The organism is Rhizobium sp. P1_E1, assembly GCF_056406015.1.
On record NZ_JBFUAY010000015.1, the window covers coordinates 21,761 to 46,150 of the forward strand.

Sequence of the window (24,390 nt, forward strand, 5' to 3'; positions counted from 1 at the left end):
TTTGACGCGGACTGTCTCACCTCGCCCGGTCGCGCGCAAGATCGGTCAGGATACCTGCAGCAACGGTAATACGCGCAAGATTGGGATCGCCGCCGTCGCTGAGGGTTGAAAGCTCCTCGAGGATGCGGTTGATGCGGATGCGATCCTGCGCGTGCCAGGCTTGAACCGGAAGCTTTTCCTTGCCGTGATCGGAAAGGGCCGAGATGACGATGTCGCGCCTTGCGCTGGCGATCTGGTCGATGCTGCGGGCAAGCGCCAAATTCTCGTAATGGTCCGAGGTGAGGATCCGCCCGCCAGCCGCCAGCAATCTGCCGATACGGAAGGTCTGCGACACCGCGAAGTAGTTTTCGGCGGCGCGCACCAGGGGCTCGCCGGTGCGTTCGGCAATCTGCATGATCTCAGGCACCAGCGCGAAGCTCTGCAGGTTGGCGATCTCGGCCGCGAGTTTCTCGGGCACGCCCGCCTGGCTATATTCCGCTTGGCGCGGGGCGGCATCGCCGGCCGACTGTTCGGCGAAGGCTGGCTTCAGTTTCTTCAGAGCGGCCTGCAGCCGGCTAATCACTTCTGCCATATCCGCCTTGGTCATGCCGGTCTTCAAGAGCAGCCGCGTCAGAACGGTAAAGCTATGGCTGATCTCCTCGTAGATCCGGTTCTGCATATCGCCGGAAACCTTGCCGTCGAGAGCGTCGGTTTCGGCCCAGAGCCGGGTCAGGTCGAAACCGTCGCGGGCAACGATTGCGGCGCGCACCACTTCCGGTGCCGAAGCTGCCGTCGCGTCCATCATGGCGACGGTGAAGCTTGGTCCGCCACGGTTGATCGCTTCGTTGGCAAGCACGGTCGCGACGATTTCGCGCTTCAGGCGGTGAGTGGTGATATCTCCGGCATTCGACTTCTGCATCTTCACAGGGAAATAATTCAAAAGCGTCGCGATGAAATAGGGATCGTCCGGCAGATCGCTTGCGGCCAGCGCGTCGAAGAGCACGATCTTGGCATAAGATACCAGCACACCGATTTCCGGCCGCGTCAGCGGCTTGCCGGCCGTATAGCGTTCGGCCAGGGTCTGGTCGTCCGGCAGCGTCTCGACCTTGCGGTTCAGCTGGCCGGCGCCCTCGAGCACAGTCATGAAGCGGCCGAGCTGCAGACCGTTTGCCGTGCCCTTGCGTTCGGTCAGTGAGATCGCCAGGGACTGCAGGTAGTTGTTGCGCAGCACCAGGGTCGCCACTTCGCCGGTCATCGAAGAAAGAAGCTGGTCGCGTTTTGCGCGCGTCAGGCGCCCGTCATGCATGGCGGCTGCCAACGCGATCTTGATGTTGACCTCGACGTCCGAGGTGTTGACGCCGGCCGAGTTGTCGATGGCGTCGGAGTTGCAGCGCCCGCCCTTCAGACCGTAGGCGATGCGGCCCTTCTGGGTAACGCCGAGGTTTGCGCCTTCGCCGATCACCTTGGCACGCACTTCCACCGCGGTGATGCGGATCGGGTCGTTGGCGCGGTCGCCGACTTCGGTGTCGGTTTCGGACGGCGCTTTCACATAGGTGCCGATGCCGCCGAACCAGAGCAGGTCGACCGGGCTCTTCAGGATCGCCATCATGATCTCGAAGGGCGTGGCTACGGCCTTGTCGATGCCGATCGCGGCAACCGCTTCCGGCGTCAGCGTGACCGATTTCGCGGCGCGGGAAATGATCATCGCACCCTTCGACAGCACGCTCTTGTCGAAATCCTGCCAGCTTGAACGCGGCAGGTCGAAGAGCCGCTGGCGTTCGGCCAGCGTCTTTTCCATATCGGGGTCGGGATCGATGATGATGTCGCGGTGATCGAAGGCTGATATGAGCCGGATTTTGGGAGAGAGCAGCATGCCGTTGCCGAAGACGTCGCCCGACATGTCGCCGACGCCGGCGACGGTGAAGGGCGTCGTCTGGATATCGGTGTCCATTTCTCGGAAATGGCGTTTCACGGTTTCCCAGGCGCCGCGGGCAGTGATGCCCATCTTCTTATGGTCGTAACCGGCCGAGCCGCCGGAGGCAAAGGCGTCGTCCAGCCAGAAGCCGGCTTCCTGCGCCAAGGCATTGGCGGTGTCGGAGAAGGTCGCAGTGCCCTTGTCGGCGGCGACGACGAAATAGGGGTCATCACCATCGAGCCTGACCGTATCCTTCGGCGGCACGATATCGGCGCCCGATATATTATCGGTGATCGAAAGCAGCGTGCGGATGTAGGTCTTGTAAGCTTCACGGCCGGCATTGAAGATCTCGTCGCGGCTGCCGCCGACAGGAAGCTTCTTCGGATAAAAACCACCCTTGGCGCCGACCGGCACGATCACCGCGTTCTTGACCTGCTGGGCCTTGACGAGGCCGAGCACTTCGGTGCGGTAATCCTCGGCGCGATCCGACCAGCGAAGGCCGCCGCGCGCCACCTTGCCGAAGCGCAGGTGAACGCCTTCGACCTCGACGCCATAGACGAACATCTCGCGGAAGGGTTTCGGCTGCGGCAATCCGTCCACCAGATGCGGATCGAGCTTGAAGGCCAGCATCGGCTTCGGCGAGCCGTCCGGGTTCTTCTGGAAATAATTGGTGCGCAGCGTCGCATCGACGATATTGACGTAGCGGCGCAGGATGCGATCGTCGTCAAGGCTCGGCACGTTTGCAAGCTCGGTCTCGATCGCCTGATGCAATTCGGCAAGCTTCTTCACGCGAGCCTTCTCCGAAAGCCTGGTGTCGAGCGTGTCATGGAAGAGACGGAAGATAGCAGCGGCGACACCGGGATATTTGTCGAGAGTCGTCGCGATATAATCCTGCGAATAGGCGATGCCGGCCTGCCGGAGATAACGCGCATAGGCGCGCAGAACATTCGTCTCGCGCGCCGAGAGCCCGGCCGAAAGGATCAGCCGGTTGAAGCTGTCATTGTCGATCGTGCCGGCGAAGGCGGCGACGAAGGCTTCCTCGAGGGCGGCGCCGTAACGCTGCAAGTCGATTTCGCCGCCGTTGCGGGCCTCGAGCTCCATGTCGTGCAACACGACGAGTTTGGTTTCTCCATCAGCGGCAGGCACCCCGATGTCGAAGGTGCGTTCGCTGACGACATTGAAGCCGAGATTCTCGAGGAGCGGCACTCGGCGCGACAGCGCCAGCTGGCCGCCGGCGTGAAAGATCTTCAAGGAAAGGGTGCGTCCCTGTTCCTCCTGGCGATGGTAGAACTGGATGCGAAGCGGCTCGCCGGCGGCGCAGGCGCCGATATCGGCGAGGTCGGCCACGGTTTCCTCCGGGGTGAAGGAATCCTGGAAGGCTTGGTCGACGGATATCTTCGGCGCCTTGGCCCCGGCCAACGCCTCGAAACGGTCGTCCCAGCGGGCCGTGATTTCGCGGATCGCCTGCTCGAGCTTTGCCTGCGGAATGCGCGGCGTCTTGCCGCCCGAGCGGCCGATGATGAAATGCACGCGCGCCACGCCCCCTTCCGGGAAAGCCGGGTAATAGGCAGAGACACGGCCGTCATAAACAGTCTTCAGATAGGTGCCGATCCGTTCGCGTACGATCGAGTCATATTCCTCGCGCGGCACGTAGATGATCACCGAGACGAAGCGGTCGAAATGGTCGATTCGCGGCAGGACGCGCACGCGCGGCCGATCGGCCAAGTCATTGATCTGTTCAGCAAAACTTGCAAGTAGCGTCGTGTCGATCTGGAAAAGGTCGTCGCGCGGATAGGACTCAAGCGTGTTGTCGAGCATGCGGCCGGAATGGCTCATCGGGTCGAAGCCGAAATGTTCCTTCACCTTCTCGATCTTGGAACGTAGCAGCGGGATTTCGGAGGCGAGCGAGGTATAGGCCGTCGAGGTGAAGAGGCCGACGATGCGCAGTTCGCCGGTGACGTTGCCCTCAGCGTCGAAGCGCTTGACGCCGACGTAGTCCATATAGGCCCGGCGATGGACGATCGATTTCACATTCGCCTTGGTGACGATCAGGAAGTCGGGGCCGTCGAGGAAGGCAAGGATCTCAGGCGTTGTCGTTACGGCGTCCTTGCCGGTGCGCAGCACCAATACATCGGGATTGGAAAGGATGCCGAGGCCAGCACCCTTGTCGCGCTCGACCTTGGCATTGCTCCCCTTGCCGGAATAGACATATTCCCGCATGCCGAGGAACGTGAAATTTTCATCGCGCAGCCAGGTCAGGAAAGCGACGGCTTCGTCGCGATCGGCCTTCTTCCGGCTGGCGCCATTGGCCGCAAGCTCTGCGATCACTCCGTCAATCTTGGAAAGCATCGGCTTCCAGTCGGAAACCGACAGGCGGACCTGTTCGAGCACTTTTTCGATGCGTTTGACGAGATCGGCGGCCTGGGCGGAATTGAGGGGCGCAATATGAAGCTGGATATGGCTGACGCGGTTGGCCGGATCGCTTGGGTGATCGGCGGAATAAAGCGCCGGCGCCTTGCCCTTCTCCATGATCAGGATGGGATGCACGGCCATGAACAGGTCGCGATAGGTGCTCGTCACTTCGCCCATGACCGATTCAAAAAGAAAAGGCATGTTCTGGTCGGTGACCGAAAGCACCGAGACCGCGATGCCGTCAGGCGTCACATCGGCAATGGTGTCGATGCCGACACGAGGCACCTTACCGTTCCAGGCGGCGAGCTCCTTTGCCGAATGCACGGCGGAGAGTGCCAGCATCTCCGGCGTGTAGAGTTCGAGATCGTCATTGCTTGCCCGGCCGAAGAGAATTTCCGGATCGAGATGCGCGTCACCCGTCGCCTTGGCGATCTTGCGCGCGCTTTCGATCTGCTTTTCCCGTTTCGGATTGTTTCTGGCAGCCATGGATCGCCTCCCTCAATGTCTGATTTTTCGCAAGCTAGCAGAAGATTCTTCGAAAAAATCTCTAAAAGAGCGGACCGAAGGATTGTTTTGATGCTTTTTTGGCGCTGGAAATGAGAAATTGTAAGAGATTTTCCGCTTTCGTCGCCAAACGAAAGGGAAAGTCCCGTCTCCCGGTTTTTCGTCCCGGCGAACATTTCCACGCTCGCATGAAGAATGGTTGACAGCGTGGCGTCAAAAAGATCATCAAACGCGGTCATCATTCGGATCTTGGGTATCATGTCGGAAAATGCAGCGGGCGCAGTCATCGTCATTTCCAGCCATGTGGTGCGTGGCTCGGTCGGAAACCGGGCAGCCGTCTTTGCATTGGAGACGCTCGGTCATCCGGTCTGGGCCATGCCGACCATCGTGCTGCCCTGGCATCCCGGCCACGGCCGCTCGACGCGGCTGACTTTTGCGGAAACGGATTTCGACGCGGCGATCGACGATCTGATCCGCGCGCCCTGGATCGGCGAAGTCAAGGCGGTGCTTTCGGGCTATTTCGGCAATGCCGCCCAGGCGCGCTCCGTCGCTCGGCTGATCGGTGCGCTCCGGCAAAACAATCCCGAGCTGCTCTATGTCTGCGATCCCGTCATGGGCGATCTCGGCGGCCTTTACGTGCCGGAAGCAACTGCAGAGGCTATTCGCGATCATCTCATTCCGCTTGCCTCGCTCGCGACGCCGAACCGGTACGAGCTTGCATGGCTTTCGGGGGCGGCCCTCGAAGACAACAGTACGATCATGGAGGCGGCGCTCGCGCTCGGACCATCGCGCATGCTCGTCACTTCAGCCGTGCCGATGATGGCGGGCGGTACCGGCAATCTTTATCTTTCCGGTCGCCACGCGCTTCTTGCCGAGCACCGTGTCGTCGAAAACCCGCCGAATGGTCTCGGCGACCTGCTCGCCGCCGTCTTCCTGTCGCGCCTGCTTTCCGGGCTCGAGGACGAAAAGGCGCTGCAGCTTGCCACCGCCAGCGTCTTCGAGGTGCTTGCGCGGGCCGTCAAGCGCGGCAGCAACGAGTTGATGCTGGCAAGCGATGCTTCCAGCCTTTCAACGCCGATGGCCATGGTGCAGATGCGCCGGCTCGTGCACCCGGCGCAGCGGCGGAAAAAGTGACGCATCTGCCAATATGTTCATTTTGCGGTGCAGCAGTTGATCTTGTCGTCCGCGCGCGCTAATCCAGAAGCATGCAGCGTTTTCCAAACCCTCTTCTGGACGGCTATCGCAACTTCATGAACGGGCGCTATTCCGACGCCCGCGACAGGTATCGGCAGCTTGCCGAAAACGGTCAAAGTCCCCATACGCTTGTCATTGCCTGTTCGGATTCTCGCGCGGCACCGGAGCTGATCTTCGATGCCGGCCCGGGCGAGCTCTTCGTCATCCGCAACGTCGCCAACATGGTGCCGCCCTACGAGCCGGATGGCCATTTTCATTCGACGTCGGCCGCACTCGAATTTGCCGTGCAGGTGCTGAAGGTCTCGGATATCGTCGTGATGGGTCACGGCCGCTGCGGTGGCATCCGCGCTGCGCTCGATCCGAATGCCGAGCCATTGTCGCCCGGTGACTTCATCGGCCGCTGGATGTCGCTGGTCAAACCTGCCGCCGAGCAGATCCAGAGCAACGACGTGATGACGGCCGCCGAGCGGCAGACGGCGCTGGAGCGTGTCTCCATCCGCAATTCAATCAACAATCTCAGAAGCTTCCCCGATATCAAGGCTCTCGAGGAGGCGGGAAACCTTCATCTCCACGGCGCCTGGTTCGACATTTCTACCGGTGAACTGTGGGTCATGGACGCCGAGACACGCGACTTCATTCGTCCCGAAATCTAGGGACATGCCAGTTTATCACTTTTTTAAGGATTGTTGTTAAGCTCGCCGTCAATTGGTCGGGTACGACCGAGGTTTTGATCACCGTGGCGATTGGCGATGAAGTTCGAAACCATCAAAAAGGTTATCCTGGCCGCTATCATGCTGCCCTTCGTCTTCATGCTCATCGAAGGCGTCGTCGTCATACGTTCTTCGGTCACACAATACAGGAACCTTGAAAAGGACCGGCAGTTCGCCGATGTGCTTGCCCGTGGCGGGTCCATCGCCGCCACCGAGATCCTGAGTGAAATCGGCGCCACCCGCCGCTACCTCGCACGTCCAAACAGCCGGACTGCCGCCGACATGTTGCAAAGCCGGGTGACGCTCGATCGGGAGCGCCGCGCTTTTTATGCCAGCCTGCCCTCCCGCGATGCGCTCGACGAGGGGCTCGTCGGCGAATTATCGATTCTCAGCCTTGCCTACAGCCGCATCATCGCTGCGCGCAGCGCCGTCGACCAGGGGCGTTATACCGGCAGCGATCCCGGTTCCATCTACTGGTATGCGGCTCTCAAGCAGCTTGCTGTCGTCGATGCGCTCTCACCGCTGATCAGCGATCCGGTGCTGCTTGAGAAATCCAACCAGCTGATGGGCATCCTGCTCACCTATTACGGCGAAAGGCTAATTACCGGCGTTGGCACCCGCTACCTCGATCACGGTGTTTCCGCCAGATTGCCGGTAGAGCTCTTCGTGCAGGGCAAGGTCATGCTCGGCGAGGGCATGGATCATATGGTCTTCCATTCCTCCGCGCCGATCGTGCGCGACATCGTTGCCTATCTCGGCCGCAGCAACCAGGTGAAGGCGAATGCGATCACCGATGCCATTCTCGCCGGATCGCGGCCGACAGGCGCCGTGCATGACGTCTGGGCCGCTGCGCAGAGCGAACGCATGACCTTCCTGCAGCAGAAGATGATCGAGGCCGCAAAAGATATTCACGAGACCGGCGAAAATCTTTCCATGCGCTCGCACATTCACCTGACGCGGATCCTGGCGCTGTGTGCCGGCCTGCTGATTCTCGCCACATTGGTGATGGTGCTGGCGGCAAAGGGGCTGCGGCTGATCGACCGGCTGACGCAGGATAGGGAGGCGCTGGTGGGCGAGTTGCGTAGCGCCGCCCAGACCGATCTTCTGACCGGTCTTTACAACAGGCGCGGCTTCGAGGTCGCTGCATCTGCGCTTCTCACACAGGCCGAGCATGGATCACGCTGGATTTCCGTTGTGCTCTTCGACCTCGATCATTTCAAAAAGATCAACGATATCAACGGGCATGACGCCGGCGATGCCGTACTCCGGCAGGTCGCGGGCGTTGCACGTGAGAATTTTCGTTCCTTCGATCTCTTGGTGCGCCATGGCGGCGAGGAGTTCCTGGCGCTTCTGCCGGATTCGACGCCTGACGATGCCGCAATCGTTGCCGAGCGCGTGCGGCTGGCAATCGAGGCGGCGGAAATCCCGCTGCCGAGCGGCGATGTTCTCAAGGTGACGGCGAGTTTCGGGTGCGCCGGACGGCCAAATGAAGCCTCCAACCGGAACTTCGAGGATCTGGTCAAACGTGCCGATCTGGCGCTTTATGCCGCCAAGGCCTCCGGCCGCAACTGCGTCATCTCGGGACCGACCCTGCCGGCCCCGGCCCAGGAGGAGCGACGCAAGGCGGCGTCGGGCGGCGGCTTTGATTTCCGCAAATGAAAAACGCCGCATGTCGCAGCGGCGTTTTCGGGTATGGGTGTCGATGAAGGCTTATCTACCGAGAAGGCCTACCTGCCGTCGATCTCCTGGCCGATATAGGCGATCGCCTGCTGGTAGACGCTGGCGGCGTTCCAGCCCTGGATGGCGACGAAATTGGGCTCTCCAGGCTGATAGCCGGCGCCGGCGCGCCAGCCATGGCCCTTGAGGAAATTCGCTGTCGAGGCTAGCGCGTCGGCGCGGGAACCGACCATGTCGACGCGGCCGTCGCCGTCGCCGTCGGCGCCGAAGCGCACGACATTGCGCGGCAGAAACTGCGTCTGGCCGATTTCACCATGGGCGGCACCCTTGGCCTGAGGGCTCAGATACCCCTCGGAGACGAGTTGGAGCGCGGCATAGAGCTGGTCGGTGAAATATTCAGAACGGCGGCAGTCATAGGCCAGGGTCGAAACAGCCGATAGCGTATGCTGGTTGCCCATATAGCTGCCAAAACCGGTCTCCATGCCCCAGATCGCAATTAGCGGGCCGGCCGGAACGCCGAAACGACGCTCTATCGAGGCAAAAAGCGCCTGGTTGGCGGCCTTCATGCTGCGGCCGCGGGAGATGACCGTGGCGCCGCCGCGTTTCTGCATGAAAGCGTCGAAGGAGAGCTTGAAGCTCTTCTGGCCGCGGTCGGCGGCGATCGTCGGCTTGTTGTAATTGACGTTGGCGAAGGCGCGGTCGAGGACCGAGCGGCTGACGCCGTTTGCCGCCGCTTCCTGCTTGAAATCGGCGACCCAGGCAGTGAAGCCGCTGCTATTATTGCCGCATTGGGCGCTCTGGGCCGCTGCCGGCAGCGCGTGGAGAACGCCGGCTGCCGTAAACGCCGCCAGAAGGAATGTTGTCATGCGCATGAGGAACCCCGCTCCGGTCTGCTGAAGCGCGCCGCGGCCGATCGGGACCATGCGACGCGCTTTAAATCTTCGTTCTGTTCATGTCGTTGCCCCAAAACCGCTACACGGTCTCGGGCGGCATAGCTTGGCTTGACGCCGGGCAGAATGCCAGCCGAAGGCGATTTTGTCACGATCACCTTTTAGTAAGCGCTTATGGATAGAGGGCGCCTACGGCTCGGCAAAAAGCCCTGCCTTCATCAGCAGGGCTTTAGCATATTATGGTTTACAAATGGTATCAGGCGGCCTGCTTGCGCGGCTTGACAAGGCCGCGATTGACGAGCAGCTCGGCGATCTGAATGGCGTTCAACGCAGCACCCTTGCGCAGGTTGTCGGAGACTACCCAGATATTGAGGCCGTTTTCGACCGTTGCATCCTCGCGGATGCGCGAGATGTAAGTCGCATCCTCGCCCGCCGATTCATATGGCGTGATGTAGCCGCCGTCCTCGCGCTTGTCGATGACGAGGCAGCCTGGTGCATCGCGCAGGATGTCGCGGGCCTGGTCGGCAGTGATCTCGTTTTCGAATTCGATGTTGACCGATTCCGAATGACCGATGAAAACCGGCACACGCACCGCCGTGCAGGTGACCTTGATCTTCGGGTCGAGCATCTTCTTCGTCTCGGCCAGCACCTTCCATTCTTCCTTGGTGTAGCCGTCCTCCATGAAGACGTCGATGTGCGGGATGACGTTAAAGGCGATACGCTTGGTGAACTTCTTGTTCTCGATCGGATCGGCCACGAAGACGGCGCGCGTCTGGTTGAACAGCTCGTCCATGCCGTCCTTGCCGGCGCCGGAGACCGACTGGTAGGTCGAGATGACGACACGCTTGATCTTGGCGAAGTCGTGCAACGGCTTCAGCGCCACCACCAGCTGGGCGGTCGAGCAATTCGGATTGGCGATGATGTTGCGCTTGGTGAACTGGCTGATGGCATCCGGGTTCACTTCCGGCACGATCAGCGGCACGTCGGCGTCGTAGCGCCAAGCCGAGGAATTGTCGATGACGATGCAGCCCTGCTGGCCGATCTTCGGCGAGAACTTCTTGGAGACCTCGCCGCCGGCCGACATCAGGCAGATGTCGGTATCGGAGAAATCGTAATTCTCCAGATTGGAGACCTTCAGCGTCCGGTCACCGTAGGAAACCTCGGTGCCCTGCGAACGCGAGGAGGCGAGTGCCACGACCTCATCGGCGGGGAAGCCTCGCTCGGAGAGGATGTTGAGCATCTCCCGGCCGACATTTCCGGTCGCTCCCGCAACTGCTACTTTGAAACCCATTTCTCAAGCTCTCTTTCTCTTCTCTCCTCTTGTCCGGTGAGGGGAAAGGCGCGATTAATCGCGTCTTCCTGTCCCCAGCCGAGCCGGGGAGAGAGCGGCAGGCCAGAGACGTCAGACGGTTTTCGTCGTCGTTTTGGCCTTGGTTTTGGCAGAAACCGGAACGGCAATGTCCACCCCGGCAACCCGTGCCCGGTCATTGCATTCGGCAATGGCGTGTTCGTCGCGAACCATGGAGATTCCTTTTCCGATGTTGCTCTTAGAAGGTTTTCCACAGGAGTCAAGGTTTTTGCGCTTAGAGCCCGCAGACGAAAGCGGCCGCCGCAATGCTGCGACGTTTTGTCATGCCGCTGTCATCCTCGGGAGGTATCCCGGCCCGGTTGTTAATGTCTGCAACGAAAACGGGGGTTTTCCATGCGTACGCTTCTTGCCGCCTTTGCGGCCACCACCATCCTTGCGGGCGCCGCTCAGGCGACGACGGTCTATCCGCTTGATCGCGCCACGATTCTTGCCGGTTCACCGTTTGATTTCAAGGTCGAGCTCAACAAGCAGGTCAAGCCTGAAGACGTAAAGATCACGGTCAATGGCCAGGACTACAAGACCGTGCTTGGGGGCGAGGCGCAGTTCGTCGAACTGGAAAAAGGCAAGGATGACAAGGCCCTCGGCTCCGCTATCCTGCTGCGCGGCCTGAAGATTTCCGCTCCGGGCGACTACAAGATCGAAGTCGCGACCGGAGACGAAGCGAAGTCCGTCACTTGGAACGTTTACGAAACAGCAGCCCAGCCGAAGGCCAAGAACATCATTTTCCTGCTGGGTGACGGGCTTTCCGTTGCGCATCGCACCGCTGCCCGCATCATGTCCAAGGGCATGACTGAAGGGAAGGCGAATGGCCGCCTGAATATGGACGATCTCGAGCGTATGGCTTTTATCGGCACGTCGGCGACGAATGCCGTCGATACGGATTCGGCCAACACCATGTCGGCCTACATGACGGGTCACAAGACGGCCGTCAACGCGATCGGCGTTTACGCGGACCGTACGCCGGCCTCGCTCGATGACCCGCGTGTTGAAACCTTCGCAGAAGCCGTTCGCCGCCTGACCAAGAAGTCGATCGGCATCGTTGCAACGGCCGAGGTTGAGGACGCCACGCCGGCGGCGGTTGTTTCCCACACCCGCAACCGCAACGACAAGGCCGACGTCGTCGGCATGCTGCTCGACGTCAAGCCGGAAGTCCTCCTTGGCGGTGGCTCGGCCTATTTCCTCGGCAAGGAAGTCCCCGGCTCCAAGCGCAAGGACAACCAGGACTACATCAAGCAGTTCCAGGATGCCGGCTACAAGCTTGCGACCGACAAGAACGAGCTCGCAGCCAATGCATCGGCTGAAGGCAATCTCCTCGGCCTCTTCCACACCGGCAATATGGACGTCACGCTTGATCGCGAGTTCCTGAAGAAGGGCACCGTCGACAAGTTCCCGAACCAGCCGGGCCTCGTCGCCATGACCAAGGTTGCGCTCGACCGCCTTTCCAAGAATCCCGATGGCTTCTTCCTGATGGTCGAAGGCTCCTCGATCGACAAAATGTCCCATCCGCTCGATTGGGATCGTGCCGTCATCGAAACCATCGAATTCGACCAGGCCATCGGCGTTGCCCGCGAATTCCAGAAGGCCCATCCGGACACGCTGATCGTCGTCACCGGCGACCACACGCATGGCGTATCCATCATCGGCACCGTCGATGATGAGAAGCCCGGCACGGAAATGCGCGAAAAGGTCGGGACCTATGCCGAGGCCGGCTTCCCGAACTACAAGGACGAAAACGGCGACGGCTATCCCGATAAGGTCGACGTCAGCCGCCGGCTGTTCCTGAGCGCCAATAACGGCCCCGATCACTACGAGACCTTCCGTCCGAAGCTCGATGGTCCGTTCGTTCCGGCTGTCCAGAACGAAAAGAAGGAATATGTCGCCAACGAGCAGTATAAGGATGTTCCCGGCGCGGTCTTCGTTCAGGGCAATATTCCGAAGAGCGGCGATAGTGGCGTCCACGCCGTCGACGACGTCGTCCTGCAGTCGGCTGGTCCGGGCGCTGAAGGCTTCCATGGTTACATGGAACAGAGCGACGTCTATCGCGTGCTCGCCGACACCTTCGCTCTCGGCGCCAAGCAGACGAACTGATCTCTAGATGCGGATGATTTTAGGCCGGCTCGGCCTAAAATCTGAATTCGCATCTAAATCAAAGAAATAGCGCATGATGTCGTCCGAAAACCGCGCACACTTTTCGGCATCATGCTCTGGCCCATCCGGCTAGGCCGCTTGCCGGCCTTGCCTCTTTCACCGATCATGGTCCCGGCCGTTAGCGGCCGGGATTTCATTCTTGGAGATCGCCATGGAAAAGCTCCCTTCGCTGCATCTCAGCCGCCGCGGCCTGATCGGCGCCATCGGTACGCTGGCCTTCGCCGCTATTGCTCGCCCGGGTTTTGCTGCGGATTCCTTGATCAGCTTCGATGAGCTTTACGGCAAGTTCGGCGTGCTCGGCCTCGAATTTTCAGACAAGGTGAAGCGCCTTGCCGGCAAAGACGTCAGCATGAAAGGTTTCATGGCGCCGCCATTGAAGGCTGAGGCCCGGTTCTTCGTGCTCACCGAGGTGCCGATGTCCCTCTGCCCCTTCTGCTYCTCGGATGCGGACTGGCCGGACAATATCGTCGTCGTCTATCTCTTGGAGAAACAGACCTTCGTGCAGCCGCGCCAGACGATCGAAGTGCGCGGCACGCTGGAATACGGTTCGTGGACGGATCCGGACACTGGCTTCGTCAGCCTGCTGCGGATCCGCCAGGCCGAATATTCCGCCGTCTAAACCGATATGCTCTCTCTCGATATCGAAAACCTGACCGTTGCCTTCCCGGGCCTGTCCTCGCCGGCACTGGCGATCGGCCGCCTGTCGATCGATGCAGGCAGCAGGGTCGCCATCACCGGGGCGTCCGGCTCCGGCAAGAGCACCTTCGTCAATATCGTTGCCGGACTGGAGCGCACACGGCAAGGCCGTATCCGCTGGAACGGCGAGGATATAGCGAGTTTTTCAGAAAGCCGGCGTGACCGGTTCCGTGCCGCCAATATCGGCCTGGTCATGCAGGAGTTCCATCTCTTCCACGGCCTGTCGGCGCTGGAGAACGTACTCCTGCCGGCGCGGCTTGCCGGCGCTGCCACAGTCGATGTCATCGAGCGGGGGCATGCGCTTTTGGGCACGGTCGGTCTTTCCCGACCCGGCCAGAAAATCGAAACCATGTCGCGCGGCGAGATGCAGCGCGTGGCGATCGGCCGGGCGCTGCTGCGCAAGCCCGGCGTCATCATCGCCGACGAGCCGACTGCAAGCCTCGATGCCGAAAGCGGCGAGGCGGTCGGCGATCTCCTCCTCGATCTTGCCATTGCCGAAGGCAGCACGCTGATTGTCGTTTCGCACGACCAGCGCTTGGTGGGCCGCCTCGACCGGCGCATCACCTTCGGCTCCGGCCGGATCAGCGAAGATTCCGCAGCAGCGGCGGGAGAGGCTGCATGATCCGCTTCATCCTTTCCGATCTTCGTCGCCTCTGGGCGGGATCGCTGGTGGTCGTGCTGCTGGTGGCGCTTGCGACCGCGCTCGGCGTTTGCGTCGTCCTGCAGGAGCGGGCGCTTCGTCTCGGCAGCGCGCGCGCCGCTGACAAGTTCGATCTTGTCATCGGCGCTGGCGGCAGCGAGACGCAGCTCGTGCTGTCCTCCGTCTTCCTGCAGCCTTCGCCGCTGCCGCTGATGCCGGGCGAGGTGCTCGGCAAGCTTGCCGCAGATCCGCGGGTCGATTGGGCAGCCCCGATCGGCTTCGGCGATTCCTTCTCCGGCTATCCGATCATCGGCACAACGACCACGCTGACGCAGAACCTGTCCGGCGGCTTAGCCGAAGGCAAGATTTTCGCGCGCGAGGGCGAGGCGGTGATCGGCGCTGCCGTCAAGCTGTCGCTCGGCGGCGAGATCAAGCCGATGCATGGGTCGCTGGAAGAGGGCGGCGAGACTCATACCGAGCTCGTCTATCACATCGCCGGCCGCTTGCGGCCGACCGGCACCGCCTGGGACCGAGCCATTCTCGTTCCCATCCAAGCCGTCTGGCACATTCATGGCATGGAGGCGGAGGAACATGAGGAGGACAGTGGGCACGAACATGAAGCGGCGTCCGGAACGGATAGCGTTGAACATGGCCATGAACATGAGAAGGCCGGCGCTGATCACGATGGGCATGGGCATCACGGGAAAGCCGATCCGGATGCCGCGCTTGATGAGACCTTGACTGCGGGCGCTCCCGGCCTTCCCGCCATTCTCGTCAAGCCGAAGACGATCGCCGATGCCTACAAGCTGCGGCAGGAATATCGCAGCGGCAATACCGTCGCTGTCTTTCCCGGCGAGGTGCTGACCAATCTCTACGCCACGCTCGGCGATGCCAAGCAGATCCTCGTCGCGGTCGCCTCAGGCGCGCAAGCTCTCGTCGGAGCCTCGCTGGTACTGGTCACGGTCATCCATATCGGCCAGCGCCGCCGTCAGATCGGCGCACTGAGGGCCTTCGGCGCCCCGCGCGGCGCGATTTTCGGCATCGTCTGGCTGGAATTCTTCTTCCTGGTGGCGGTTGGCATCGCACTCGGATTCGCGCTCGGTTATGTCGCGGCTCTCATCTTGTCCGGTATGTTCTCGCAAACGAGCGGGGTCGCCATGCCGGTCGTCTTCACTCGTGAAGACGTCGGGCTTGCAGCAGTGCTGCTTGCCTTTGCCGCAATTCTCGCTGCACTGCCGGCAGTGCTCGCTTATCGGCAATCGCCGGCGCAGGCGCTGAGAGCATAACGGATCCACGTCGCAAACCGCAGTGAAACCTGCTTTCAAACCTCCGGCAGCTCAATCGTCACGGACGGCCTGATGTGCGTGAGAACCGCGCCAATCTTAGACTAAAGTCATAATCCCAAAGCATCTCTCTTTTTGATCTGTCGTTTCTGGCACACTCTCGTCAGGCGTGTCGCGGCCAGGGGTATGCTTTGAGGAGAGTAGGTCGCGCGCGTGATCATCACTCTGTGGAGGACAGACAATGGCAAATGTCGCAAGCATCGACGGCGCGAAGGCCGGTCCGATGACCGGCGAGGAGAAGAAGGTCATCTTCGCCTCTTCGCTCGGCACCGTTTTCGAATGGTACGATTTCTATCTCTATGGCTCGCTCGCCACCTATATCGGCGCGACCTATTTCACCCAATATCCCGAGRCAACGCGCAACATCTTCACGCTGCTCGCCTTTGCCGCCGGCTTTCTGGTGCGCCCCTTCGGCGCGCTGGTGTTCGGCCGTCTCGGCGATCTCGTCGGCCGTAAATACACCTTCCTGATGACGATCATGATCATGGGTCTGTCGACCTTCCTCGTCGGCGTCCTGCCGGGTGCCGCCACCATCGGCATCGCAGCCCCGATCATCCTGATCGGGCTGCGCCTGCTCCAGGGTCTGGCGCTGGGCGGTGAATATGGCGGTGCGGCAACTTACGTCGCCGAACATGCGCCGAACGGGCGCCGCGGCTATTTCACCTCATGGATCCAGACGACGGCGACGCTCGGCCTGTTCCTGTCGCTCATCGTCATCGTCTTTGTTCAATATCTGATGGGTGCGGCCCAGTTCGCCGCCTGGGGCTGGCGCATTCCGTTCCTGGTCTCGGTCGTCCTGCTCGGCATTTCCGTCTGGATCCGCCTGAAGATGAACGAATCGCCGGCGTTCCAGCGCATGAAGGCGGAAGGCAAAGGCTCCAAGGCGCCGCTTACCGAGGCCTTCGGGACATGGAAAAATGCCAAGATCGCGATCATCGCGCTTCTCGGCGCTACCATGGGCCAGGCAGTCGTCTGGTACGGCGGCCAGTTCTATGCGCTGTTCTTCCTGCAGAACGTGCTGAAGGTGGACTTGTTCTCGGCCAACGTCATGGTCGCCATCGCACTTCTCCTCGGCACGCCGTTCTTCGTCATCTTCGGCGGTCTCTCCGACAAGATCGGCCGCAAGCCGATCATCATGGCAGGCCTTCTCATTGCGGCGGTGACCTATAATCCGCTGTTCAAGGCGATGACCTGGACGGCGAACCCGGCGCTGGCCGAAGCGCAGGCTTCGATCCGGGCAACGGTGACGGCTGATCCGGCCGATTGCAGGTTCCAGTTCAATCCGACCGGTACCGCGAAGTTCACCAGTTCCTGCGACGTGGCAACGGCGTTCCTGACGAGGAATTCGGTCCCTTACGACGTCGTGCCCGGTACCGCCGGACAGCCGGCAACGGTGAAGGTCGGCAACGCGACGATCCCAAGCTTTGACGTCGTCGCTGCCGGCGACAAGGCCAAGGGCATGACCGCCGCCTTCGAAAAGGGCGTCAACATCGCGCTCCATGATGCCGGCTACCCGCTGAACCGCGGCGCCGTCAAGGTGCCGGATGCCAAGCTCGATGCCTTCATCGCAGCCAATCCGGAACTGTCGCTCAATGCCGATGCCGTGCGCGCCGGCGAGAAGGAAACCGTACCAGCGGCCAAGCTGGTCGAGACCAAGCTGCTGACGGCGGATGAGGCCAATGGCGTCACCGACATGGCGGTCTACAACATCGCCAATGGCGGCACTTTCGCCATGGTTGCCGATCCGGCCCGGGTCAACTGGATCGGCACGATCGCCGTGCTGTTCGTCCTCGTCCTCTATGTGACGATGGTCTACGGCCCGATCGCCGCTCTGCTGGTCGAGCTTTTCCCGACCCGCATCCGCTATACCGGCATGTCGCTGCCCTATCACATCGGCAACGGCTGGTTCGGCGGCCTGCTGCCGGCGACAGCCTTCGCGATGAGCGCTGCCGCGGGTGATATATATTACGGTCTCTGGTACCCGATCATCTTTGCGTCGATCACACTGGTGATCGGCCTGATCTTCCTGCCGGAAACGAAGAACAGGGATATCCACGCCATGGATTGAGCGGCGGATTGAGGCCAATCCGCGCTTGAGAAAAAGGCCCGGCGCTCACAAGGCGCCGGGCTTTTCCATATTACAGCGCCGCACGTCTTTTCGGACGCGCAAAGGACGCTGTAACATTTTGAATTGCTGCATAATTTTATCCTTAAATCGATTCCGATCTAAGGAATTATGCAGTGCGAAACAGGCGCTTCGAGAGCGGCCAGCCGTCCGGTGCCAGCTTGAAGAGCAAGCCGCAGCGGGCAAAGACGATCGCCGTCAGCAGTGAGAACCAGGCGCCGAAGGCAAGGCCGGCGATCACGTCGCTCGGATAATGGGCGCCGACCATGACACGCGTCATGCCGAGCCAGATGGCGCAAGCGATGAAGGCAACGCGATAGCGCGGAAACAGCAGGGCAAAGGCGGCGAAGAAGGCGCCGACCGTGGTGGAATGGCCGGACGGGAAACTTTCGAAAGCGGAATGGCCCGAAAAGGGCGTGAAGGAAAACATGCCGTAGTCATGAAAATGATCGGGACGCGCCCTGCCTATCGCCCGCTTCAGCAGATTGGCGAGAAGCCCAGAGAAGACAACCGTGATGAAGAGATAAGCGCCGATCCAGCTGACATAAAGCGCTTGCGCCTTGGAGCGCGCCGTCTTCACAAGCTTGTAGCCTGCCCGGCCCTGAAAGAACAGCAAGATGCTGGTGTAGATCAGCCAAGCGGAATCGCCGAAACCGGTCAGCATCTCGCCGAGGTGCTTCACCGGCGCGGGAGCTTCGCTGGCGCCGATCGGCGCGTCGAAGAGCAGCATGGAGAGGATCACCGCATTGAGCGTGATGAAGAGGCAGGCCTGCCAACGCAAAGGCGGCATGCCGGCGCTACTCCGGCGCCAGCGCCTGTTCAGGGAAGCCCAAAATGCCCGCATTCCGTCGTCCGTTCGAATTTGCCCTAAAGTGCCACGACGCGCTAAGGACGCTCTATTATTTTGAATTGGCGCATAATCCATTGGAAGATCGTTTCCAATGTCGAGGTTATGCGCTCGTTAAAATCCGGCGCAAAAATACACGAGATTGTGGCCGAGGATAGTCGGTTTGGGATAATTCGACCAAGCCGATGCGGCTCGCGGCCTTGAGAAAAAAGCCCTCCGCAAGGTTCCTGCGAAAGGCCAGAACTGTTTCACGTGAAATATCAGGCGGAAAGCGTCTTGAACTCGGCGAGGATCGCATCGCCCATCTCGACGGTGCCGACCTGCCTTGCGCCATCGGCCATGATATCACCGGTGCGGATGCCCTTGTCGAGCACGTTGGCGATCGCCTTTTCCAGATCGTCGGCTTCCTTCACCAGATTGAAGGAGTAACGCAGGCACATGGCAAAGGAGGCGATCATGGCGATCGGATTGGCGATGCCCTTGCCGGCGATATCGGGGGCCGAGCCGTGTACCGGTTCGTAGAGCGCCTTGCGCTTGCCGGTCTTGCCGTCAGGCGCGCCGAGCGAGGCCGACGGCAGCATGCCGAGCGAGCCGGTCAGCATGGCGGCGACGTCGGAAAGCATGTCGCCGAAGAGGTTGTCGGTGACAATCACGTCGAACTGCTTGGGCTGGCGCACCAGCTGCATGCCGCCGGCATCGGCCAGCATGTGTTCGAGCTGGACGTCGGAATATTTCGCCTTGTGCGTCTCGGTCACCACCTGGTTCCAAAGCACGCCCGACTTCATGACGTTGCGCTTTTCCATGGAGCAGACGCGATTCTGCCGCGTGCGGGCCATTTCGAAGGCGACACCGGCGATGCGCTCGATCTCGTAGGTATCGTAGACCTGCGTGTCGATGCCGCGTTTCTGGCCATTGCCGAGGTCGATGATCTCCTTCGGTTCGCCGAAATAGACGCCGCCCGTCAGCTCGCGGATGATGAGGATGTCGAGGCCTTCGACCAGCTCCGGCTTCAGCGACGAGGCCGCAGAAAGGGCCGGGTAGCAGATGGCAGGACGCAGGTTCGCAAAGAGCTGCAGATCCTTGCGCAGGCGCAGCAGACCGGCTTCCGGGCGCACTTCGTAAGGCACGCTATCCCATTTCGGGCCGCCGACGGCGCCAAAGAGAACGGCATCGGCGGCAAGTGCCTTCTGCATGTCGGCTTCCGAGATCGCAGCGCCATGTGCATCATAGGCGCAACCGCCGACAAGGCCTTCGTCGGTGACGAAACCGGCATTCATCGCCTCGTTCATATAGGCGATGATCTTGCGGACCTCGCCCATGGCCTCGGGACCGATGCCGTCACCCGGCAACAGGAAAAGATTGCGCGCTGTCATGAAACCCTCCTGGGAAAAACTAGTTGCGGCTTCTTAGACCCCGGAAATGGGCATTTCAAGCGACGGAAGCGGTGAATCGGTACGCTTCGCTCTGAGCAGCGATGGTTGCTCCTGCGCCCGCAAACAGATTAGAACGGCAGCCCCGACCTTTATTTCCCTGGATGGTTCCCATGCCTTTCGCGCCTCTCCATCTCGACACGCCCTTGGTCCAGACGGCACCTGGCTACAGCGTCAGCGGCAAACCGCTCTGGCTGAAGCTCGATGCGCTGCAGCCTTCCGGCAGCTTCAAGCTGCGCGGCGTCGGACGGCKTTGCCAGCACGAGGTGGAAAATGGGGCGCGCGAGATCTTCTGTGCTTCCGGCGGCAATGCCGGCATTGCCGCGGCTTATGCCGGCCGGGCGCTTGGTGTGCCGGTCACGATCGTCGTGCCGGAGACGACGGCGGCCGATGTGCGGCAGACGATTGCCGCGACGGGCGCGAATGTCCTCGTTCACGGTTCGGTTTTCGATGAGGCCAATGCCCATGCAGTCGACCTCGCCCGGAGCCGAAAGGCGACTTATGTTCACCCCTTCGACCATCCGCTTCTGTGGGATGGCCATGCCACGCTGATCGACGAGGTGGTGGCGAAAGGTGCAAAATTCGATTGCGTCGTCACCAGCGTCGGCGGCGGCGGGCTGCTTGCCGGCATTGTCGAGGGATTGAAGCGAAACGGGCTTTCCGATGTGCCTGTTATCGCCGTCGAAACTGAAGGGGCGGCCTCGCTGAATGCCAGCCTCAAGGCGAGTGAGCGTATCACCCTTCCCGCCATTACCTCGATTGCCAATTCGCTCGGGGCGCGGCAGGTGGCGCAGCATGTCTTCGACCTGCCGAAGCAGCATCCGATCGAAAGTGTTGTCGTCAGCGACGCCGATGCCGTTGCCGCCTGCCTGAAATTTGCCGATGCGCAGCGCATTCTGGTCGAGCCGGCTTGCGGTGCGGCCCTTGCCGTTGCCGATGTGCATGCCGGGCTGCTTCAGCGCTTCGACAATCCGCTTATCGAAGTCTGCGGCGGCATCGGCGTGTCGCTCGAAAAGCTTGAGGCCTGGAAAGAGAAATTTCTCTGATGTGCCGCATAAGAAAAAGCCGGGCAAAAACCCGGCTTGATCGGTAACCGATTGGAGAGGCTCAGGCTGCCCAGGGGTGCGAAGCGGCGTTCTTCTTTTCGAAGCTGTCGATCGCCTTGCCCTTTTCCAGGGTCAGGCCGATATCGTCGAGACCGTTCAGCAGGCAGTGGCGCTTGAATTCGTCGAGATCGAACTTGATCAAGCCACCATCGGGGCCGGTGATCTCGAGATTCTCAAGATCGACGGTCAGGATGGCGTTGGAGCCGCGCGAGGCGTCGTCCATCAGCTTGTCGAGATCTTCCTGGCTGACCTTGATCGGCAGGATGCCGTTCTTGAAGCAGTTGTTGTAGAAAATATCGGCGAAGCTGGTCGAGATGACGCAGCGGATGCCGAAATCCAGAAGCGCCCAGGGGGCGTGCTCGCGCGAGGAGCCGCAGCCGAAATTGTCGCCGGCAACGAGGATCTTGGCATCGCGATAGGCCGGCTTGTTCAGCACGAAATCCGGGTTTTCTGAGCCGTCCTCATTGTAGCGGGCTTCCGCGAAGAGGCCGGTGCCGAGGCCGGTGCGCTTGATCGTCTTCAGATAATCCTTCGGAATGATCATGTCGGTGTCGACGTTGACGACCGGCAGCGGTGCTGCAACGCCCGTGAGCTTCACGAATTTATCCATGATCCATGCTCCATTTCAGCAAATCTACTTTCTGAATTTGCATCTAGTCCAGTTTTTCGCCGAAATGAAGGAGAATCTTTCACAGACGGCGGCCACGCGACGTTTCGCGCGATCCGCCGATTGCGCCTGTCCCCTTATTTGGACGGTGCGTTCAGGCCCCAGAGGACGCCGAACGGATCGCGAAGCTGGCCGTAGCGGTCGCCCCAGAACATCAGTTCGACCGGCATGACGACTTCGGCGCCGGCAGCAACCGCGCGATCCCACCAGAAATCGATATCGTCGATAACCAGCTGGATGGCGAAGCCTTCATGGCCTTTGAAAGGATGGCCGTATTCGGGATAGGCATCCGACAGCATGAGGGAGCTGCCGTTGATGTAGAGATGCACATGCATCGTTCGGCCGCTCTCGTCGACCGGCACGAGATATGCCTCTTCGGCGCCGAAAGCCTTCTTGTAGAATTCCGCAGCTTTCACCGCGCCGTCGACCGTCAGATAGGGCAGCAGGCCATTCTTGACCGGTGGCATCTTCGTCGGGTTGCTCTCTCTGTCGTCGTATCCATGCTCGTCCTCCATACGTTTTTCACGAGCCGGCAGAATGCCTGGCTGTTTCAAGGACGCATGATGGAATCTGGAGCCGACAGTGTCGGTCAAAATTTTTGGAAAATCCGGTGATCAGAGATCGATGATCGTACCGCGGCCGTCGTTCCACACGCGCATCTCCGGCTTACCATTGTTCGCCTTGGCGCGGACCGGAGCGGGCTTCATCTTCATCGAAAGCGCGCGTCCGACCATGAGCACGGTCAGGATGCCGCCGACGGCGAGCGTCACCGAAAAGGTGAGAAGCAGCATGGCCACGAAAACGGTGGCGCCGGCAAGCATGAGGAAGATGGAGCGAATGTTCTGCATGGTTAGAGACCTTTCTTCGGAAAGGAATGTGGTCCTTCTCTTTCCTCTCTGCAAGGCAAGCGTGGCTTTTTGTTGTTCTGCTCGATGTTCTGGAGTGGGCTGCTTGCTTCGGCTTTCAAAGCTTGGCACTAATTCGCCATGAGCCGAAACCCCGCGACCCGCTCCGCCCGCCTGCGCCGTTCGGTGCTGAGCGTGCCTGCCATCAATCCCCGCGCCCTCGAAAAAACCCATGCGGTCGATTGCGATGCGGTGATCTTCGATCTCGAGGATTCCGTGGCGCCGGAAAGGAAGGCGGAAGCGCGGGAAAATCTGAGGAATTTCTTTTCGGCTCGGCCGCTCCAAGGCAAGGAACGGATCATTCGCATCAATGACCTGTCGACCAATTTCGGCCTGGCGGACATGGAACTGGTAATCGCGCTCAATCCCGACGCCGTGCTGCTGCCGAAGGTCGACGAACCGCAGGATATAATGGCGGTCGGCGACCTTCTCTCCGAGGCGGATGCACCGGAAGATCTGCGTATCTGGGCGATGATCGAGACGCCGCGCGGCATCCTGAATGCGGCTGTTATCGCCGAAGCCGGGCGCACGCCGGGCTCGCGGCTCGATTGCCTCGTCGTCGGGCTCAACGACCTGCGCAAGGAAACCGGCGTGCTGCCACAGCCGGGGCGGAACTATCTCGTGCCGTGGCTGATGCAGGTCGTCCTTGCGGTCAGCGCCTACGGGCTCGATGCGATCGACAGCGTCTTCAACGATTTCAGGGACGAACAGGGTTTTGATGCCGAATGTCTGCAGGGCCGGGCGATGGGCTTTGCCGGCAAGATGCTGATCCATCCGGCGCAGATCGAGCCCGCCAACCATCATTTCGGCCCGGATCCGGCAGCGATTGCAGAAGCGGAGGCGATCATCGCGGCCTTTGCCGATCCCGCCTCCGACGGGCTGAACGTCATCAACGCAGGCGGGCGGATGGTCGAGCGGTTGCATCTTGTCCAGGCGGAAAGTCTGGTCCATAAAGCCCGCCTGATCGCAGCCCGCCAGGCTGCAGCACGAAAGACGATGTGATGAAACTCTACCGCTTCCTGACCGGTCCCGACGATGCTTCCTTCTGCCACAAGGTCACTGCCGCCCTCAACAAGGGCTGGTCGCTGGAGGGCTCGCCGACCTATGCCTTCAATGCCGCAACCGGCGCGATGCAGTGTGGTCAGGCCGTCGTCAAGCATGTCGAAGGCAAGGATTACCATCCTGAGATGAAGCTCTCCGAGCAGTGAGGCTCAGCGCATAACCCCGAAAATCGTAATCGATTTTCGGAGGATTATGCGTGATTGAAAGTGATGGAGCGTCCTTAGCGCGTCCTTTGGACGCGCGGCGCTCTAGCGCTCGGCGGCTTCCTCGGCGCTTGCCTCGATCCGCTCCATGTCATCGTCGCTCAGCCCGAAATGGTGGCCGATCTCGTGGATCAGGACGTGGGTGATGATATCGCCGAGCGTCTCGTCGTTCTCAGCCCAGTAATCGAGAATGGGGCGGCGGTAGAGGCGGATGCGGTTCGGCATCTCGCCGGTTTCCAGCGTGAAACGTTCGGAAATGCCCCTGCCCTCGAAAAGGCCGAGCAGATCGAAAGGGGTTTCCAGCGCCATGTCCTCGAAAACGTCGTCATCGGGGAAATCTTCGATCTCGATCGTGAGGTTGGTCGTCAGCTGGCGGAATTCATCCGGCAGATGGCTATAGGCCTCCATGGCCAGCGACTCGAAGGTGCTGATCGTCGGCGCATGGCGGTCCCGCCAATCATCGCTCTGGTCTATGCGGGCCATGAATATTCCTTCCTTTGCGGGCCCATATAGAACCTTTAGCGCCGATTTTCGAGTGCGGAATCAAAGGCAGGAATAAATTCATAGA

The 24,390-nt window shown here is 60.8% G+C and carries 20 protein-coding genes and 1 pseudogene; 11 read left to right on the plus strand and 10 right to left on the minus strand.

What is annotated here, in order from left to right; all coding sequences use genetic code 11:
• Positions 1 to 16: 16 nt before the first annotated feature.
• Entirely contained in the window at positions 17 to 4,792 is a 4,776-nt protein-coding gene (locus AC1D1Z_RS08575) for an NAD-glutamate dehydrogenase (protein ID WP_131605740.1), read from the minus strand.
• Between the two features lie 276 nt (positions 4,793 to 5,068).
• On the opposite strand from AC1D1Z_RS08575, the gene pdxY reads away from it, so the two are divergent.
• The 3 genes from pdxY to AC1D1Z_RS08590 all read left to right on the plus strand — a co-directional run bounded on the left by pdxY (position 5,069) and on the right by AC1D1Z_RS08590 (position 8,373).
• Entirely contained in the window at positions 5,069 to 5,944 is an 876-nt protein-coding gene (pdxY, locus tag AC1D1Z_RS08580; RefSeq protein WP_026188562.1) for a pyridoxal kinase PdxY, read from the plus strand.
• A 71-nt stretch (positions 5,945 to 6,015) separates the two neighbouring features.
• A complete protein-coding gene (locus tag AC1D1Z_RS08585) occupies positions 6,016 to 6,657 on the plus strand; it encodes a carbonic anhydrase (protein ID WP_018244137.1) in 642 nt (213 codons plus the stop codon).
• A 96-nt stretch (positions 6,658 to 6,753) separates the two neighbouring features.
• Complete coding sequence (locus AC1D1Z_RS08590; protein ID WP_131605739.1) at positions 6,754 to 8,373, plus strand: GGDEF domain-containing protein; 1,620 nt, start codon at positions 6,754 to 6,756, stop codon at positions 8,371 to 8,373.
• 68 nt (positions 8,374 to 8,441) lie between these two features.
• Here the strand turns inward: AC1D1Z_RS08590 and AC1D1Z_RS08595 are convergent, their stop codons facing one another.
• From AC1D1Z_RS08595 to AC1D1Z_RS08605, 3 genes are all read right to left on the minus strand, one after another.
• Positions 8,442 to 9,263, minus strand: coding sequence for a lytic murein transglycosylase (locus tag AC1D1Z_RS08595; RefSeq protein WP_026188561.1), 822 nt, complete (start codon positions 9,261 to 9,263; stop codon positions 8,442 to 8,444).
• Positions 9,264 to 9,537: 274 nt separating this feature from the next.
• On the minus strand, positions 9,538 to 10,572 hold the full coding sequence (locus AC1D1Z_RS08600) for an aspartate-semialdehyde dehydrogenase (protein ID WP_012759513.1): 1,035 nt from the start codon (positions 10,570 to 10,572) through the stop codon (positions 9,538 to 9,540).
• A gap of 111 nt (positions 10,573 to 10,683) precedes the next feature.
• The gene (locus AC1D1Z_RS08605) at positions 10,684 to 10,896 is read right to left on the minus strand and encodes a hypothetical protein (protein WP_047622475.1); all 213 of its coding nucleotides are present in this window, start codon (positions 10,894 to 10,896) and stop codon (positions 10,684 to 10,686) included.
• Positions 10,897 to 10,983: 87 nt separating this feature from the next.
• Here AC1D1Z_RS08605 and AC1D1Z_RS08610 point away from each other — a divergent pair, with 87 nt between their 5' ends.
• The 5 genes from AC1D1Z_RS08610 to AC1D1Z_RS08630 all read left to right on the plus strand — a co-directional run bounded on the left by AC1D1Z_RS08610 (position 10,984) and on the right by AC1D1Z_RS08630 (position 17,545).
• Positions 10,984 to 12,738 carry an alkaline phosphatase gene (locus AC1D1Z_RS08610; RefSeq protein WP_131605738.1) on the plus strand — a complete coding sequence of 585 codons (1,755 nt, stop codon included), beginning with the start codon at positions 10,984 to 10,986 and terminating at the stop codon, positions 12,736 to 12,738.
• A gap of 211 nt (positions 12,739 to 12,949) precedes the next feature.
• On the plus strand, positions 12,950 to 13,417 hold the full coding sequence (locus AC1D1Z_RS08615; RefSeq protein ID WP_477850164.1) for a hypothetical protein: 468 nt from the start codon (positions 12,950 to 12,952) through the stop codon (positions 13,415 to 13,417).
• A gap of 6 nt (positions 13,418 to 13,423) precedes the next feature.
• Positions 13,424 to 14,116 (plus strand): ABC transporter ATP-binding protein, encoded by a 693-nt coding sequence (locus tag AC1D1Z_RS08620; RefSeq protein ID WP_131605736.1) that lies wholly within the window; start codon positions 13,424 to 13,426, stop codon positions 14,114 to 14,116.
• The gene (locus AC1D1Z_RS08625) at positions 14,113 to 15,420 is read left to right on the plus strand and encodes an ABC transporter permease (RefSeq protein ID WP_131605735.1); all 1,308 of its coding nucleotides are present in this window, start codon (positions 14,113 to 14,115) and stop codon (positions 15,418 to 15,420) included. The genes AC1D1Z_RS08620 and AC1D1Z_RS08625 overlap by 4 nt, the downstream gene beginning before the upstream one ends.
• A 238-nt stretch (positions 15,421 to 15,658) precedes the next feature.
• Complete coding sequence (locus tag AC1D1Z_RS08630; protein ID WP_477850167.1) at positions 15,659 to 17,545, plus strand: MFS transporter; 1,887 nt, start codon at positions 15,659 to 15,661, stop codon at positions 17,543 to 17,545.
• 166 nt (positions 17,546 to 17,711) lie between these two features.
• Here AC1D1Z_RS08630 and lpxE read toward each other — a convergent pair whose 3' ends face one another.
• Together lpxE and leuB are read right to left on the minus strand one after the other, a co-directional pair.
• Entirely contained in the window at positions 17,712 to 18,446 is a 735-nt protein-coding gene (gene lpxE, locus AC1D1Z_RS08635; RefSeq protein WP_131605732.1) for a lipid A 1-phosphatase LpxE, read from the minus strand.
• A 263-nt stretch (positions 18,447 to 18,709) separates the two neighbouring features.
• A complete protein-coding gene (leuB, locus tag AC1D1Z_RS08640; protein WP_018244127.1) occupies positions 18,710 to 19,822 on the minus strand; it encodes a 3-isopropylmalate dehydrogenase in 1,113 nt (370 codons plus the stop codon).
• Between the two features lie 170 nt (positions 19,823 to 19,992).
• Between leuB and AC1D1Z_RS08645 the strand changes: the two genes are divergently transcribed.
• Positions 19,993 to 20,925 (plus strand): pyridoxal-phosphate dependent enzyme, encoded by a 933-nt coding sequence (locus tag AC1D1Z_RS08645; RefSeq protein WP_477850170.1) that lies wholly within the window; start codon positions 19,993 to 19,995, stop codon positions 20,923 to 20,925.
• Positions 20,926 to 20,986: 61 nt separating this feature from the next.
• Here AC1D1Z_RS08645 and leuD read toward each other — a convergent pair whose 3' ends face one another.
• The 3 genes and pseudogenes from leuD to AC1D1Z_RS08660 all read right to left on the minus strand — a co-directional run bounded on the left by leuD (position 20,987) and on the right by AC1D1Z_RS08660 (position 22,500).
• The gene (leuD, locus tag AC1D1Z_RS08650) at positions 20,987 to 21,595 is read right to left on the minus strand and encodes a 3-isopropylmalate dehydratase small subunit (RefSeq protein WP_003543984.1); all 609 of its coding nucleotides are present in this window, start codon (positions 21,593 to 21,595) and stop codon (positions 20,987 to 20,989) included.
• Between the two features lie 134 nt (positions 21,596 to 21,729).
• A pseudogene (locus AC1D1Z_RS08655) lies at positions 21,730 to 22,154 on the minus strand (VOC family protein).
• Between the two features lie 112 nt (positions 22,155 to 22,266).
• The gene (locus AC1D1Z_RS08660) at positions 22,267 to 22,500 is read right to left on the minus strand and encodes a hypothetical protein (protein ID WP_018244124.1); all 234 of its coding nucleotides are present in this window, start codon (positions 22,498 to 22,500) and stop codon (positions 22,267 to 22,269) included.
• 138 nt (positions 22,501 to 22,638) lie between these two features.
• Here AC1D1Z_RS08660 and AC1D1Z_RS08665 point away from each other — a divergent pair, with 138 nt between their 5' ends.
• Together AC1D1Z_RS08665 and AC1D1Z_RS08670 are read left to right on the plus strand one after the other, a co-directional pair.
• Positions 22,639 to 23,559 carry an HpcH/HpaI aldolase/citrate lyase family protein gene (locus AC1D1Z_RS08665; protein ID WP_131605731.1) on the plus strand — a complete coding sequence of 307 codons (921 nt, stop codon included), beginning with the start codon at positions 22,639 to 22,641 and terminating at the stop codon, positions 23,557 to 23,559.
• Positions 23,559 to 23,765 carry a DUF1737 domain-containing protein gene (locus AC1D1Z_RS08670; RefSeq protein ID WP_018244122.1) on the plus strand — a complete coding sequence of 69 codons (207 nt, stop codon included), beginning with the start codon at positions 23,559 to 23,561 and terminating at the stop codon, positions 23,763 to 23,765. The genes AC1D1Z_RS08665 and AC1D1Z_RS08670 overlap by 1 nt, the downstream gene beginning before the upstream one ends.
• Before the next feature lie 102 nt (positions 23,766 to 23,867).
• Here the strand turns inward: AC1D1Z_RS08670 and AC1D1Z_RS08675 are convergent, their stop codons facing one another.
• Positions 23,868 to 24,305: a metallopeptidase family protein gene (locus AC1D1Z_RS08675; protein WP_003589582.1), complete on the minus strand. Its 438-nt coding sequence runs from the start codon at positions 24,303 to 24,305 to the stop codon at positions 23,868 to 23,870.
• Positions 24,306 to 24,390: the final 85 nt, after the last annotated feature.

Bases quoted from the DNA above. Each gene is read 5' to 3' on its own strand.
- AC1D1Z_RS08670 (WP_018244122.1), top strand. From the start codon at position 23,559: ATGAAACTCTACCGCTTCCTGACCGGTCCCGACGATGCTTCCTTCTGC.
- AC1D1Z_RS08675 (WP_003589582.1), bottom strand. From the start codon at position 24,305: ATGGCCCGCATAGACCAGAGCGATGATTGGCGGGACCGCCATGCGCCG.
- AC1D1Z_RS08585 (WP_018244137.1), top strand. From the start codon at position 6,016: ATGCAGCGTTTTCCAAACCCTCTTCTGGACGGCTATCGCAACTTCATG.
- AC1D1Z_RS08625 (WP_131605735.1), top strand. From the start codon at position 14,113: ATGATCCGCTTCATCCTTTCCGATCTTCGTCGCCTCTGGGCGGGATCG.
- pdxY (WP_026188562.1), top strand. From the start codon at position 5,069: ATGTCGGAAAATGCAGCGGGCGCAGTCATCGTCATTTCCAGCCATGTG.
- AC1D1Z_RS08600 (WP_012759513.1), bottom strand. From the start codon at position 10,572: ATGGGTTTCAAAGTAGCAGTTGCGGGAGCGACCGGAAATGTCGGCCGG.
- AC1D1Z_RS08660 (WP_018244124.1), bottom strand. From the start codon at position 22,500: ATGCAGAACATTCGCTCCATCTTCCTCATGCTTGCCGGCGCCACCGTT.
- AC1D1Z_RS08620 (WP_131605736.1), top strand. From the start codon at position 13,424: ATGCTCTCTCTCGATATCGAAAACCTGACCGTTGCCTTCCCGGGCCTG.
- AC1D1Z_RS08590 (WP_131605739.1), top strand. From the start codon at position 6,754: ATGAAGTTCGAAACCATCAAAAAGGTTATCCTGGCCGCTATCATGCTG.
- leuB (WP_018244127.1), bottom strand. From the start codon at position 19,822: ATGACAGCGCGCAATCTTTTCCTGTTGCCGGGTGACGGCATCGGTCCC.
- leuD (WP_003543984.1), bottom strand. From the start codon at position 21,595: ATGGATAAATTCGTGAAGCTCACGGGCGTTGCAGCACCGCTGCCGGTC.
- AC1D1Z_RS08575 (WP_131605740.1), bottom strand. From the start codon at position 4,792: ATGGCTGCCAGAAACAATCCGAAACGGGAAAAGCAGATCGAAAGCGCG.
- AC1D1Z_RS08595 (WP_026188561.1), bottom strand. From the start codon at position 9,263: ATGCGCATGACAACATTCCTTCTGGCGGCGTTTACGGCAGCCGGCGTT.
- AC1D1Z_RS08610 (WP_131605738.1), top strand. From the start codon at position 10,984: ATGCGTACGCTTCTTGCCGCCTTTGCGGCCACCACCATCCTTGCGGGC.
- lpxE (WP_131605732.1), bottom strand. From the start codon at position 18,446: ATGCGGGCATTTTGGGCTTCCCTGAACAGGCGCTGGCGCCGGAGTAGC.
- AC1D1Z_RS08665 (WP_131605731.1), top strand. From the start codon at position 22,639: ATGAGCCGAAACCCCGCGACCCGCTCCGCCCGCCTGCGCCGTTCGGTG.